Source organism: Alkalimonas amylolytica (genome assembly GCF_900107845.1).
GTDB lineage: Bacteria > Pseudomonadota > Gammaproteobacteria > Enterobacterales > Alteromonadaceae > Alkalimonas > Alkalimonas amylolytica.
In genome coordinates, this window is record NZ_FNRM01000001.1 from 364,020 (window position 1) to 377,878 (window position 13,859).

Consider the following 13,859-nt stretch of genomic DNA (forward strand, 5'->3'; position numbering starts at 1 on the left):
TCACCTCGACCATTCACTTAACGCCGCCATACTGAACTCCTGCTGCCGATAGCGTAATACCACATGGTTTGGATGAATTTCAACCACCTGGATATCGGTGCTCAGCCACTGGCCTTGCTGTAAAGTACGGCCATTCACTTTCACCCAGCGCCGCGAGGGCACACTGGCAAACACATGAGCTTCAAAACGTATCGGCGGCAATTGCTGCTGCACCTGTGGCGCCAACTCGGAAATATCCCGGGCCGGGGCATCGTGCATCCGAACATGCTCACGGCGCGGCCCGGCTTGCTCCAGTTCATCCACTATCTGAGAAAAGCGTTGCTGCAGCTCTGCCGATACTTCGGTGGCTTCCAACTCATCGAGCGATGGCAAGGCAGCACGGGCAGGACGAGACTCAGGCGCTTCGGCAATAGCAAGTGGTGCAGGCTCCACAGTTACTGGTTCGATGACCGCTGTTCGCTCTGTAGCAGTGGCCGGTTTTACTGCCTCAGACTCGCTGGTGGTGACCGGCAGTTCGGATAAGGCCGCCAGGATCTGTTGCTGACTAGCCACCACCACTGGTTCAGCGCTCTGACCCGCTCCCATCGTTACCGCAGGCTTCTGCTGCATCCCCAGCCAATACCCTGCAGCCAGGGCCAGGCTAAGAATAGCCGCACCAGCCAGGACACCCAGCCAGAAAGGTGCTACCCGGTTGGACGCTGCAGTATTGGCAGCGATATTTTGTTGCTGTTTTAAAGCATCCATCAAAATGGACATCCGTCACTCCTGCAAAGCCGAACGCTTTGTCTTGCTACATGCCATCTACACTCTTGGTGTTAGCTGGCGAGGTATGCGACCCAATACACCTAGCCCAATACGCGGGCCAGAACAAAGCCAAGCCCCGCCATCAGCGGAACCAACGCCAGCAACCAGAGCCACAGTCCAGGCTGAAGCGCCGAAGCAGGACCGGCACTGGCCGGTAAAATTTCTCTGGCAGCCTGCTGCACTTCCGCTTTACCCACCAAGGGTTTCTGCCGGGCAAAAGCCGCCAACATGGCTCTGTCGGCCAGCAGGTTCAATAAACGCGGAATGCCCTGACTGCGCTGATACAACTGGCGAACTGCAGCAGCTTCAAACACAGGTCGCTCAGAGCCCGCCACTTTCAAGCGATAGCTTAAATACTGTTGCACTTCAGTTTCAGTCAGCGGCATCAGATGGTAACGCGCCGTGATGCGCTGCGCCAGCTGCCGTAAGTCAGACCGCTGCAATAATTGCTGCAACTCCGGCTGGCCAATTAAAATCACCTGTAACAGTTTACGACTATTGGTTTCCAGGTTGGTCAGTAGGCGCAGCTGTTCCAGCACCACCGGTTGTAAATGCTGGGCCTCATCAATAATCAGCAACGTTTGTTTGCCCGATTGATGATTCTTCAGCAAGCGGTTTTTAATTTTATCGCCCAACAGCTTCAAACTGGCATCGGATTTTTTGTAACGAATACGCAGTTCGTCGCAAACGGTCGCTAAAAGTTCCAGCTCGGACAAGGTTGGGTTTAAAATAAAAGCCAGCTCGGTGTTTTCGTCCAGCTCCTGCAGCAAGGCGCGTGAAACCGTGGTTTTGCCAGTACCTACTTCACCGGTTAACAGCACAAAACCACCAGCATCGCCGAGGCCATAGCGCAGGTGTGCCAATGCCTCGGCGTGGCGTCCGCTCAGGAACAGAAAATCCGGGTTCGGAGCAATGGAAAAAGGCTGACTGTGCAGGCCAAAAAAGCCGGTGTACATGCGCGCATCCTGTGCTTATCGCTGAAAAATTTCAGTGGTTCGGTATAATGGCAAAAAAAGCGACGTTGGAAAAGCCTGTGCAACTATATCTTGTCGGTGGTGCGGTCCGCGATGAACTGCTTGGTTACCCTTTTCATGAGCGGGACTGGGTCGTGGTAGGTGCGCATCCACAGCAAATGCTGGATCAAGGCTACCAGCAAGTCGGTAAAGACTTCCCGGTATTCTTGCACCCCAAAACCAAAGAAGAGTATGCGCTGGCCCGTACCGAGCGCAAACAAGGCTCGGGCTATACTGGTTTTGTGACCTACGCTGCGCCCGATGTTACGCTGGAGCAAGATCTGGCAAGGCGCGATCTGACCATCAATGCCATCGCCAAAGCCGAAGATGGCACCCTCATCGATCCTTATGGCGGCGTAGCGGATCTTCAGGCGCGGGTTCTGCGTCATGTCTCGCCGGCTTTCGCCGAAGATCCACTGCGAGTGCTGCGGGTGGCCCGCTTTTATGCCCGTTATTACCATCTGGGCTTTCAGGTAGCCGACGACACGCAAGCATTGATGCAACAACTCAGTGAGAGTGGCGAGCTACAGGCACTGAGTGCAGAGCGCATTTGGCAGGAGCTTAGCAAAGCCCTGAGCACCCGGCATCCCGAGGCTTTTATTGAGCTACTAAGACGCTGCGGCGCATTAAAGCAGCTGATGCCGGAGCTCGATGTGCTTTGGGGTGTGCCCCAGCCGGCCAAATGGCACCCGGAAATTGATACCGGCGTGCACACCTTGCTGGTGTTGCAGCAAGCCAGCCAATTGTCCGAGCGCATCGATATTCGCTTTGCAGCTTTGGTACATGACTTGGGAAAAGGCGTCAGCCCGCCTGAGCACTGGCCCTCTCATCATGGCCATGAGCACACTGGCCTGCCGCTGATCCGTCAGCTGTGCGCGCGCTTAAAAGTGCCGAACGACTGCCGGGATCTGGCGCTGTTGGTCTGCCAATACCATCAACTAATCCACCGGGCTGCGGAGCTGAAAGCCAGCACCGTCTTGAAACTGTTCGACGGCATTGATCTGTGGCGCAAACCCGAGCGGCTGGATGCGATTATCTGCTGCTGCATCGCCGATTTACGTGGCCGCACCGGCTTTGAAAAGGCCGACTACCCGGCGAAGCGGCTGCTTCCCAAACTCGCTGCTGCCGCCCAGGCCGTCGATGTCAAAACCCTGATTCAGCCAGGCATGAAAGGCGATGCCATCAAGCAAGCGCTGCAGCAGGCTCGTTTGCAGGCGATTCAACAGGCAAAAAATACATAGCTCATGACATAATTACCGGCAACCAGAACATCATACTGACCGCAGTAATACCGATAAGCGTCACTGCAGATCCCAGCACCATAACCAAAGTAACGCTCCATTTTATCCGCTCACTGGATTGACGCTGTGCCCAAAAAACCAGCTCTGCCACCAACATCGGCAGCAGATAACAGGCCACCGAGAAAAACAAATCAGCCGGACCATCCAGGGTGCTATTATTGCCCTTCGGTCCCTGATTCAGCATCAGCCAACCAAACAAAAATAGCCGGAATGCCCACACGGCATTGATCAACAAAAAACTGTGCACAGCCCAGCGCTGATGTGCTTTGAAGTTGCCCGCCCGGGCAAAGCGCCAGGCCATGTAAACAGCAATGGGGATCAGCAAACCATTCAAGGTAATACCTAAAGCGCCCAAATCACTCAGCCGGCTGCCACGAACCCAGCTCAGGTAAAGCCCGGTCAGCGCGCCAAGCAGACCCAGCGTTAGAAACATCCGGCCATTCCAACGATGTAACCGGGACAACTTACGGCGGATCTGCGGCACAAATTGCACGACCCCACCAATACTCAATAAAATAGCAGGCAAAATATGGCCAAAATAAATCAGGTTATCCAAACCAGCGCCGGCTTGATAACCATCCATATGCAGCCCCTGATTCACTGCGCTGTAATCGCCACTGACTACCGGAATGCCGTAACGGATCGCAATATAAAGGGCAAATAACCACTGGCCAATCAGTGCTAGTGCCAACCAGCACATCACACTGGTTGCTAATGCCGTGCTTGCCGTCGTGCTGATACCGGTATGTACTCTGTTGTTATACGATAGTGTATTCGAGCTTTGCTCAGTCATCTTTCTTCCTTCACCTTGCTAAACCACAAAGCATTAGCATGGCGTTTAAAGCACGCTGGATCGCGCCGAATTTGAAATTCGGCGCAGGGTTTTTGTAACAAATACCGCGTTGACGCGCAGAGAAACGAGCTGCTAGCATGAAGCGTCCGTGAAAAATGGAGTTCGCAAGGTGGCTCAGGTAATTTTCAGTGCGCTCTTACTGATCAGCTGCAGCTTGCTGTGTTTGCAACTTGGCGTGCGCAAAAAGCAGGCTGTGCATGTGTTGTTCGCTATTTTTTGCGGCTCGATGGCAATTTTTGCCCTGCAAGGTTTAGGCGGCGATGCGCTGGGTTCCTATCATTATCTGCTTGGCATGGCCCTTTGTTTCACCTGTAATGGCTCTTGGCTGGTCACCCGGGCTTTGTTCCGCCAGCAGAACGCCATCCAACTGGCTCATATTCTGGTTGCCGTCTGTATTGGCTTATTGATCGTTAGCAGCCAGGCGATTTTGCTGCTGCAATCACTGTGGCAGGATTTACCGCCAGCGTTACTCTCTGCCCGTAGCGTCGGCAGAGAACTGCTAATCTTGTTGTCTTCTGCCGTGCTGATGCTGACCCTGTGGGAAGCCTGTCGTGGTTTTAGTAAGGCGACTCAGCATGAACGCAAGCAACGTGTCATCTTTTTGGTCACCTACGGCGGTGCCATCCTGGTGTGCGGTGTACTGGCCAAAACAGTTCTGACAACGGCTCAACTAACTCAATGGCAAGCAGCGCTGAATGCGACAGCCGCTTTAAGCATTCTGCTGGTAACGCAATGGCTGATTTATCAACGCTTTGCTCGCGCGCCCTCGACGGCGGCAAAGCCACAGCACCTTACGACGGAGCAATCATCAGCAACTATGGCTTTACCGGCAACTGATCTGGAGCTTTGTCAGGCACTCACCGATCTCTTATTCCAGCAACAGTGCTTTTTACAGGCCAATTTGCGGGTGGCCGACGTGGCAAGACAACTGGATGTGCCTGAATACAAAGTCAGCCGTATACTCAAATCACAGTTTCATGCCAGTAATTTCAATCAGTTTATTAATACCCTGCGCATTGAATACGCCAAAAAACTGCTGGCCGATCCAGGCAAAGGCCACTGGCCAATTGTGGTGGTGGGATTGGAAAGCGGCTTTGCCTCTGTTGGGCCTTTCACCCGGGCTTTTAAAGCCATCGAAGGCGCTACGCCACATGAGTTCCGGCAAGCCACCACAGCAGGAACCACCGCTCCAACAGCAACCGCCTAAGGTAGCCTGTGATTGGCCTCGGGGACGAAATCAGCAGCACGCTCAACGGCCATGCAATGTCAGCACCAGCGTTCTGCCGCTGGCATGATCGCGGTGCTCGCCCAGATAAATGCCCTGCCAGGTTCCAAGATTAAGCCGTCCTGCCGTCACTGGCAGCGTCACGCTGCTGCCAAGCAGGCTGGCTTTGAGGTGGGCCGGCATATCATCGGGGCCTTCATCGGTGTGTTGATAATAAGGCTCGTTTTCCGGCACTGCCCGGTTGAAAAAACGCTCAAAATCGCCGCGCACGGTCGGATCAGCATTTTCATTAATGGTTAGCGACGCCGAGCTGTGTTTAATAAACACATGCAGCAGCCCCTGCTGCAGCGTTGCTAACTCCGGCATCGCGCGGCTGATGTCATCGGTGATCAGATGAAAGCCTCGCCGATAGGGCGATAACTGTAATTCTCGTTGCGTGTACTGCATTGCAATCCTGCCTGATGATTAGACTGGTCATAGTGTACAACAAGGAACCAAGCGGTGCTCAATGGCCAGGGCAGAATCACAGGCTACAAACAAAACGCGACACTTGTCGCAGATTCAGCTTGACACAACTGTGATAGGTGTCGCAGTATAGCTACACTTGCTGATTTGCTAACGTCATTCTATGCACCAACCTACGGCACCTGAACTGGAAATTCTGAAATTACTCTGGTCTAAACAACCACTGACTGCCCGTGAGTTGCATAACGAACTGGAGCCATTGCTCGGCTGGGGCTATTCCTCCACCCGCAAAACACTGGAGCGTATGGGCGTCAAAGGCTTTATCGCTTGCGAAGCGCATGGCAATAAAAACAGCTATACGGCACTGCTGGATAAGATGCCCACCCTGGCTGCTTATGCCCAGGATTTTGCCAGCCGGGTGTTTGAACTCAACGGGCCTTTACCAGTAGCTATGTTTGCCAACAGTAAGCTGGTCAATGCCGACGAAATCGCCGATCTGGAAAAACTGCTGACCGATTTAGCGCAGCAGAAACCCCGCTCACAGCAAGACAAGGACGCTTAAGATGGCACAGCAGCTGCTGATTTCATTGTTGCTATGCAGTCTATGGACAGTGCTGTTGTGGCAGGCCAGTCAATTCCTGCTGAAAAAATACAGCGCCTTGCAGCAATGGCCGCCCTTCTTCTGGTGCCTGCTTGGCTTATGCTTTCTCCCTTTGCTGCCGCTGCCTGAACTGGGCCAACAGTGGACTATTCCGTCGGTGCTACTGCAAGATACCCTGCATAGCATCCAAACCGAGACCGCCCAACCGCAGCACCCAGGCCTGATACAACCGCCAGCAAACAGTCAGTCGTTGTGGTGGTGGCTGCTTGGCTGCGTGTTTAGCATCAGTCTGTGGCAGTTATGCCGCATCGCCCGGCAATGGCAACGACTGCAGCAGTTGATCCGGCATGCGGAGCCGCTGCCAGCAACACGCCTGTTCAGCCCGGCGCAGTTGGCATTGCTGCCCCCTCAGCTTGAGATCCGTCAGACCGAGGCAGCCATCTCGCCTTTTATTGCGGGCTGGAGCCGCATGGTTTTGGTGGTACCGGCTTATATTTGGCAATTCACAGCGCAGCAGCGTCAGTTGCTGTTGGAGCATGAATTGGCACACCTGCAACGGCGCGATCCACAACAGCTGTTGCTGCTGCGCATACTGGTGGCTGTGTGCTGGTTTAATCCACTGCTACGGCAGATAGAGCAGGCTTTTATCCGCAGTATGGAGCTGGCGGTGGATCAGGCCGTGCTAGCCAGACAGCCTGATTTGGCGCTGCTTTATGGCCAGACGTTACTAAGCAGCCTGAAACTTAGCCAGGCCACACCCCAGCCAGCCCTCACAGCCGCTTTGATCCACACCAACACCGGGCACAGCTTCTATCAACAGCGTTTGCAACAGTTGTTTCAGCCCTGCTCAACCTTGTCTTCCTGGCAACGCTGGCGCATCCCACTCGCGGTGGGCGGCGCAGCCATGCTGCTGAATTTGGGCGGCGCTCAACTGAGCTACAGTGCCCCGCCAGAGGACTGGCTGCTGCCTGTTGGCCAGGTGCCGATAACCTCCGCTTATGCCACACAGCATCCGCTGCGGCAAAACCGGCCCCATCAGGGCGTGGATTTTGGCGCCGCACAGGGTTCTGACATCACAGCCGCGCAAAAAGGCAAAGTATTGATTGCCGATGCGACCAGTTTGCACAGCAGATACGGCAAGGTGGTACTGATTGACCATGGCCATGGTTATCAGACGCTTTATGCCCATCTGGATGATTTTTACGTCACTGCCGGCCAGAGCGTCGCAGCTGGTGAGGCCATTGGCACCGTTGGTGCCACCGGGCGGGTCACAGGGCCACATTTACACTTTGAGTTGCTGCGCAATGGCCAGCACCAGGATCCGGCCCGCTATCTGACATTGCCCTAGCGGTTATTTCTGCTCAAATAAATAAGGTATACGATTTTTTTCAATATCATGAAATTAGCTCTGGCAGGGCTCACGCATTACAGTGCCTTTGCGGTGTTATTAACCGATGGCCTGAAAAACGCCATTCCCAGGGAACATAAAAAATAGTTATGGAGCGCTCCCCCATGCCTGGACTCGTGTCTCAGCTTACTGCAAAGCTTCCTCAACAGCACCGCTGGGCCTTGCTATCGCTGGTGCTGTTATCAGCCACCATTGTGTTCTGGCCAAGGCCGTCTCACACGCCAGCTGCGGTATCGGCGGCATTGCTGCCGAGCCAGCTGCAAGCAAGCTGGCAGCCCTGGTCGCTGGAACAGAAAGTACAACGGCAGCTGCAGAAGTTGCAACAGGCGATGGCAGCAGAACTCTCTTCGCAATCCACAAATGCCCTGGTACGTCACTATACCATCGAGCCCGGAGACAGCTTAAGCCGGATCTTTTCCCGGCAGGGGTTAAGTCAGCAGCAGCTGCACCAACTGATGGCAGCCGATCAGTCGTTATTGGCACTGGATGTGATACGGCCGGGCCACAGCCTGACCTTCCAACTGGATAAGCAGCAACAACTGCAGTCGATGGAGCTGTTGCTGCATGCTGGTCACCGGGTGCTTTATCAACGCGAAGACGACGGCGATTTTAGTTACCAGGAGCTACTGAATGCCGGTGACTGGCACAGTACAACCCTGGTGGGTGACATTCAGGGCAGCTTTTATGTTTCAGCGAAACATGCTGGCTTAACCGATGCTGAGATTGCCACTGTCCAGCAGCTGTTTCGGGATCGGATTAACTTTTCCCGCGACATTCAGACAGGAGCCCGGTTTCAGGTAGTGCGCAGTACCAACTATGTCGACGACCAAGCCACGGGCCAAAGCCGGATTGAAGGTGTGCGGCTCTTTAATCGCCGCCAACAGCTCAGTGCCTTCTTGCACGACAATGGCCAGTTTTATGATGCCAACGGCGAAAGCTTAGAGCATGCTTTTATGCGTATCCCACTGGATCGTACTTTTCGGATCAGCGATGATTTTAACCCTCGCCGCCTGCATCCTGTCACCGGCCGGTTGCGGCCACACAATGGCACCGACTTCGCCACCCCTATCGGTACTCCGGTGCTAGCGGCAGCCGATGGCACCGTGATCCGGGTAGAAAACCATCCATTTGCCGGCCGTTACGTTGAAATTCAGCACCATGGACACTACAAAACCCGCTATTTGCATCTGGACCGGGCTCTGGTGCGGGCTGGTCAACGCGTTGGGCGCGGCCAGCGCATTGCCTTGTCGGGTGCAAGCGGCCGGGTAACAGGTGCCCATCTGCACTACGAATTGCATATCAGTGACCGACCGGTCAATCCAATGACCGCCACCATTCCATTGGCACAACCGCTGCCGGAGGACGGCCGTGCTGCTTTTTTCCAGCGCGTGGCTTTTATGGTAAAACAAATGGATGAAGAAACCTTATTGGCGCAGCAGCACTAAGCCAGCAATTGGCGTTTGATAATCATCGGAGTTTAAACAAACATACCTCCTTAATTCGAAAGGACCCATCATGAAATTAGCTATCGCAATACTGGCATTTCTCAGCCTGAACCTGCTGGCCACAGAACCTTTGGCTGAGCTCTCCTCCACAGGGACCAAAAGAATTGCCATTAGTTTTGACGATGCACCAACGCCAACACATGGTTACTTCACGGGTCCGGAAAGAACCAGCTTACTGCTGGAGTCCCTGGAAAAAGCAGGCATACAGCAAGCCGCTTTTTTTGCTGTTAGCGAGCACATCACTTCTGAGGGGCATCAACGACTGCTGGCTTATAGCAACGCCGGGCATATTATTGCCAACCACACCCATAGCCATCCGAACTTGAATAGCACCAGTCTCGCGTACTACCTAGCAGACATAGCGCAAGCAGATAGCGCCTTGCAACACTACCCTACCTTCAGAAAGTGGTTCCGTTTTCCCTACTTAAGGGAAGGCGATACACTTAGCAAACGTGATGGTGTCAGGCAGTACCTCGCTGACAATCACTACATCAATGCTTACATCACGCTCAACAATTACGATTGGTATCTGGACCAGTTGTTTCAACAGGCCATTCAGGCAGGGGAAGCGGTTGATCTCGCAGCCATGCGCAGTTTTTACGTGGATACCCTGATGGCAAGTATTCACTACTACCATGAGCTTGCACTGCAGTACCTTAATCGCTCGCCACACCATGTGTTATTGCTGCATGAGAATGACCTGGCGGCCTTATTTATCCACGATCTGATAGCTGAGTTGCAATTACAAGGCTGGAAAATTATCCCAATGGAGCAAGCTTATCAGGATCCTTTACTCAGTTACCAAAGCAGCCGCTGTACCAGACCATCCGCGAATTGGTACAGCAAGCACGCCAACAGGTCCAGCGCCAGATCAACAGCGCTATGGTACACACCTATTGGCAGATTGGCCGGCTAATTATCGAACAGGAACAGCAGGGTGAACAGCGCGCTGCTTATGGTAAACAACAGTTGGAACAGCTGGCTAGCAGGTTGACCGGTGAATTTGGTAAAGGCTTTGATGTCACCAACCTGCGCAATATGCGCCGGTTTTATCAGGCCTTTCCAATTCGAGAGACAGTGTCTACCGAATTGAGCTGGTCGCACTACAACCAGCTGGCCCGGTTGGAAGATCCGGCGGCACGTCACTGGTATCAGCAGGAAGCGATTCAACAACATTGGAGTGTGCGTGCTTTGGAGCGTCAGATCGGCACCCTCTATTACGAACGCTTGCTATCCAGCCGTGAAAAAGCTCCTGTAGAAACGGAGGCGCAAGCCAATACCTTGCCGTTGGCAGACAACCCCAAGGATTACTTGCGCGATCCTTATATTCTGGATTTTCTCAATCTGGAGACCAGTCGCTATCAGGAAGCCGATCTGGAGCGCGGCATTATTCAGAACCTGCAACAGTTTCTGTTGGAAATGGGCAAGGGTTTTGCCTTTGTCGAGCGTCAGCAACGCATCCGCACCGACGATGGCGACTATTACATCGATCTGGTGTTTTACAACTACCTGCTGAAATGCTTTGTGTTGATCGACCTGAAGCTGAACAAGCTCAGCCATCAGGACGTTGGCCAGATGGATATGTACGTGCGTCTGTACGAAGAACAAAAACGCTCGCCCGACGACAACCCCACCATAGGCCTGATCCTGTGCAGCGAACACAACCACACCGTGGCGCAGTATTCGGTGTTGAAAGACAGCCAGCAGTTGTTTGCCTCCCGTTACCTTACTATTTTGCCCAGTGAAGAAGAGTTGCAGCGTGAACTGGAACGAGAACGACGCAACATAGAGCAACAGATTAAAGAGCAGCGCGGTGAATACCGCATAGTGCAACAGCCTTCGCAGCTGAGTGGTTCGGTTTGAAACAAAAAGACCTGCCGCGGCAGGTCTTTTTAGGATTGCAGGTGCTGATTACACCGCTTGCTGAATAATCACATTGTCCGCTTTTTTGGTGTACTGCGGCATTTTGTGGAAATTCAGGTAGCGGTAAGTATCGGCCGCTGTCGCATCAATCTGCTTGGCGTACTCCAGGTACTCGGCAACGGTTGGCAGGCGACCAATGATGGAGCTGACGGCAGCCAGTTCAGCTGAAGCCAGGTAGACGTTCGCGCCCTGACCCAAGCGGTTCGGGAAGTTCCGGGTAGAGGTCGATACGACCGTGGAGTTCTCGGCTACGCGCGCCTGGTTACCCATACAGAGCGAGCAACCAGGCATTTCGGTGCGGGCACCGACTTTACCATAGATGCTGTAGTATCCTTCGTCGGTCAACTGGGCCTGATCCATCTTGGTCGGTGGTGCAATCCACAAACGGGTTGGCAACTGGCCTTTGTATTTATCCAGCAGCTTACCGGCCGCACGGAAGTGTCCGATGTTGGTCATGCAGGAGCCGATAAAGACTTCATCAATCTTATCGCCAGCAACTTCCGACAGCAGACGGGCGTCGTCCGGATCGTTCGGCGCACACAGGATAGGCTCATTGATTTCGCTCAGATCGATGTCGATCACGGCGCTGTACTCAGCATCGGCATCCGCTTCCATCAGCTCTGGCTTAGCCAGCCATTGCTGCATCGCCTGAATACGACGCTCGATGGTACGGCGATCGCCGTAGCCTTCGGCAATCATCCACTTCAGCATCACAATGTTGGACTCCAGGTACTCAGCAATGGACGCTTCCGACAGCTTGATGGTACAACCGGCCGCAGAGCGCTCGGCCGAGGCATCGGACAGCTCAAAGGCCTGCTCTACCGTCAGGTTTGGCAAGCCTTCGATTTCCAGAATGCGGCCAGAGAAGATGTTTTTCTTGCCTTTTTTCTCTACCGTCAACAGACCCTGTTGAATGGCGTAGTAAGGAATGGCGTGTACCAGATCGCGCAGGGTGATACCAGGCTTCATCTCACCTTTAAAACGCACCAGCACCGATTCCGGCATATCCAGTGGCATGACACCGGTAGCAGCAGCAAAGGCTACCAGGCCAGAGCCGGCCGGGAAGGAGATACCAATCGGGAAACGGGTGTGGGAGTCACCACCGGTACCGACAGTATCCGGCAACAGCATACGGTTTAACCAGGAGTGAATGATGCCATCGCCCGGGCGCAAGGATACACCGGCACGGTTCATAATAAAATCTGGCAAGGTGTGATGGGTGTCGACGTCCACCGGTTTTGGATAAGCGGCAGTGTGACAAAACGACTGCATCACCAGGTCGGCTGAGAAGCCCAGACAGGCCAGATCTTTTAGCTCGTCCCGCGTCATTGGGCCGGTAGTATCCTGCGAGCCGACGGTGGTCATTTTTGGTTCACAGTAGGTACCAGGGCGCACACCGGTCACGCCACAAGCTTTACCGACCATTTTCTGGGCCAAAGTGAAGCCTTTGCCGCTATCGTCTTTTGCGCTTGGACGACGGAACACCGTCGATGGGGCCAGCTTCAGGAACTCACGGGCACGGTCAGTCAAACCACGACCAATGATCAATGGAATACGGCCACCGGCTTGTACTTCATCCAGCAACACTTCGGTTGCCAAGCTAAATTCAGCGACTACTTCATCGCTGCCATGTCGGCAGACTTTGCCCTGATACGGGTAGATATCAATCACATCGCCCATGTTCAGGTTGCCCACATCCACTTCGATCGGCAGAGCGCCAGAATCTTCCATGGTGTTGAAGAAAATCGGGGCAATCTTGCTGCCCAGCACAAAACCACCGGCACGCTTGTTCGGCACATAAGGAATATCATCGCCCATAAACCACAGCACCGAGTTGGTGGCAGATTTACGCGAGGACCCCGTACCAACCACATCACCGACATAAGCCAGTGGGAAACCTTTTTCTTTCAAGGCTTCCAGCTGCTTGATTGGGCCACGTACCCCTTGCTCTTCCGGCTCAATGCCTTCGCGGCTGTTTTTCAACATCGCCAGCGCGTGCAGCGGGATATCCGGCCGTGACCAGGCATCCGGCGCCGGTGATAAATCATCGGTGTTGGTTTCACCGGTGACTTTAAATACGGTCAGGGTAATTTTTTCTGCCAGCGCAGGCTTGGCTTTAAACCACTCGGCTTCAGCCCAGGATTCCACCACTTGCTTGGCAAACACATTACCAGCTTCGGCTTTGTCAGTCACATCGTGGAAAGCATCAAAGATCAGCAAGGTATGCGACAAGGCTTTGGCAGCCAGTGGTGCCAGCGAAGCGTGGTCCAGCAAGCTGATCAGTGGCTCGATGTTGTAGCCACCCATCATGGTGCCCAGCAGCTCCGTGGCACGCTCTGGGGTCACTAAAGGAGAGTTGGCTTCGCCCTTGGCGACAGCAGCCAGGAAACCCGCTTTGACATAAGCCGCTTCATCCACACCGGGCGGAATGCGGTTTTCCAGCAGATCGACCAGAAAGGCTTCTTCACCCTGAGGTGGATTTTTTAGCAACTCGACGAGAGCTGCCACTTGTTCAGCATTCAGCGGCTTGGCCGGGATGCCTTCTGCCGCGCGCTCGGCGACGTGATCACGATATTCTTGTAGCACTGTAGTGTCCTCTTGGTCGTTGGTGACGCTGCTGGTTCAGGCTGAAACTGCGCTGCCTGCTGGCGTCGACTCTGGAATTGTACCTGCGTGATTATAAGAAATTAGCTGCCGGATTAACATTCGCCTGTGGTCGTATCCGGTTATAGCCGGTATAAACTGGCTGAATAAAATGGTT

At 53.9% G+C, this 13,859-nt stretch carries 12 protein-coding genes; 7 read left to right on the plus strand and 5 right to left on the minus strand.

Annotation, left to right across the window (positions count from 1 at the left end; genetic code table 11):
• The gene (locus tag BLW37_RS01590; RefSeq protein WP_091338442.1) at positions 1 to 756 is read right to left on the minus strand and encodes a general secretion pathway protein GspB; all 756 of its coding nucleotides are present in this window, start codon (positions 754 to 756) and stop codon (positions 1 to 3) included.
• 89 nt (positions 757 to 845) lie between these two features.
• Complete coding sequence (locus BLW37_RS01595; RefSeq protein WP_091338445.1) at positions 846 to 1,760, minus strand: ExeA family protein; 915 nt, start codon at positions 1,758 to 1,760, stop codon at positions 846 to 848.
• 77 nt (positions 1,761 to 1,837) lie between these two features.
• On the opposite strand from BLW37_RS01595, the gene BLW37_RS01600 reads away from it, so the two are divergent.
• The gene (locus tag BLW37_RS01600; RefSeq protein WP_171907518.1) at positions 1,838 to 3,058 is read left to right on the plus strand and encodes a multifunctional CCA addition/repair protein; all 1,221 of its coding nucleotides are present in this window, start codon (positions 1,838 to 1,840) and stop codon (positions 3,056 to 3,058) included.
• A 1-nt stretch (position 3,059) separates the two neighbouring features.
• On the opposite strand, the gene BLW37_RS01605 is transcribed toward BLW37_RS01600, so the two are convergent.
• On the minus strand, positions 3,060 to 3,911 hold the full coding sequence (locus BLW37_RS01605; RefSeq protein ID WP_245785571.1) for a DUF2306 domain-containing protein: 852 nt from the start codon (positions 3,909 to 3,911) through the stop codon (positions 3,060 to 3,062).
• 148 nt (positions 3,912 to 4,059) lie between these two features.
• Here BLW37_RS01605 and BLW37_RS01610 point away from each other — a divergent pair, with 148 nt between their 5' ends.
• A complete protein-coding gene (locus BLW37_RS01610; protein ID WP_139243640.1) occupies positions 4,060 to 5,178 on the plus strand; it encodes a helix-turn-helix transcriptional regulator in 1,119 nt (372 codons plus the stop codon).
• Positions 5,179 to 5,220: 42 nt separating this feature from the next.
• Here BLW37_RS01610 and BLW37_RS01615 read toward each other — a convergent pair whose 3' ends face one another.
• Positions 5,221 to 5,643, minus strand: coding sequence for a secondary thiamine-phosphate synthase enzyme YjbQ (locus BLW37_RS01615; RefSeq protein ID WP_091338459.1), 423 nt, complete (start codon positions 5,641 to 5,643; stop codon positions 5,221 to 5,223).
• A gap of 181 nt (positions 5,644 to 5,824) precedes the next feature.
• Here BLW37_RS01615 and BLW37_RS01620 point away from each other — a divergent pair, with 181 nt between their 5' ends.
• The 5 genes from BLW37_RS01620 to BLW37_RS01640 all read left to right on the plus strand — a co-directional run bounded on the left by BLW37_RS01620 (position 5,825) and on the right by BLW37_RS01640 (position 11,038).
• Positions 5,825 to 6,223: a BlaI/MecI/CopY family transcriptional regulator gene (locus BLW37_RS01620; protein ID WP_091338464.1), complete on the plus strand. Its 399-nt coding sequence runs from the start codon at positions 5,825 to 5,827 to the stop codon at positions 6,221 to 6,223.
• 1 nt (position 6,224) lies between these two features.
• Positions 6,225 to 7,610, plus strand: coding sequence for a M23/M56 family metallopeptidase (locus tag BLW37_RS01625; protein ID WP_091338468.1), 1,386 nt, complete (start codon positions 6,225 to 6,227; stop codon positions 7,608 to 7,610).
• Between the two features lie 164 nt (positions 7,611 to 7,774).
• Positions 7,775 to 9,115 carry a peptidoglycan DD-metalloendopeptidase family protein gene (locus BLW37_RS01630; RefSeq protein WP_091338472.1) on the plus strand — a complete coding sequence of 447 codons (1,341 nt, stop codon included), beginning with the start codon at positions 7,775 to 7,777 and terminating at the stop codon, positions 9,113 to 9,115.
• A gap of 70 nt (positions 9,116 to 9,185) precedes the next feature.
• Positions 9,186 to 10,091: a polysaccharide deacetylase family protein gene (locus BLW37_RS01635; RefSeq protein ID WP_091338475.1), complete on the plus strand. Its 906-nt coding sequence runs from the start codon at positions 9,186 to 9,188 to the stop codon at positions 10,089 to 10,091.
• Positions 10,058 to 11,038 (plus strand): PDDEXK nuclease domain-containing protein, encoded by a 981-nt coding sequence (locus BLW37_RS01640; protein ID WP_245785572.1) that lies wholly within the window; start codon positions 10,058 to 10,060, stop codon positions 11,036 to 11,038. The genes BLW37_RS01635 and BLW37_RS01640 overlap by 34 nt, the downstream gene beginning before the upstream one ends.
• A 48-nt stretch (positions 11,039 to 11,086) precedes the next feature.
• Here BLW37_RS01640 and acnB read toward each other — a convergent pair whose 3' ends face one another.
• The gene (gene acnB, locus BLW37_RS01645) at positions 11,087 to 13,684 is read right to left on the minus strand and encodes a bifunctional aconitate hydratase 2/2-methylisocitrate dehydratase (RefSeq protein ID WP_091338481.1); all 2,598 of its coding nucleotides are present in this window, start codon (positions 13,682 to 13,684) and stop codon (positions 11,087 to 11,089) included.
• Positions 13,685 to 13,859: the final 175 nt, after the last annotated feature.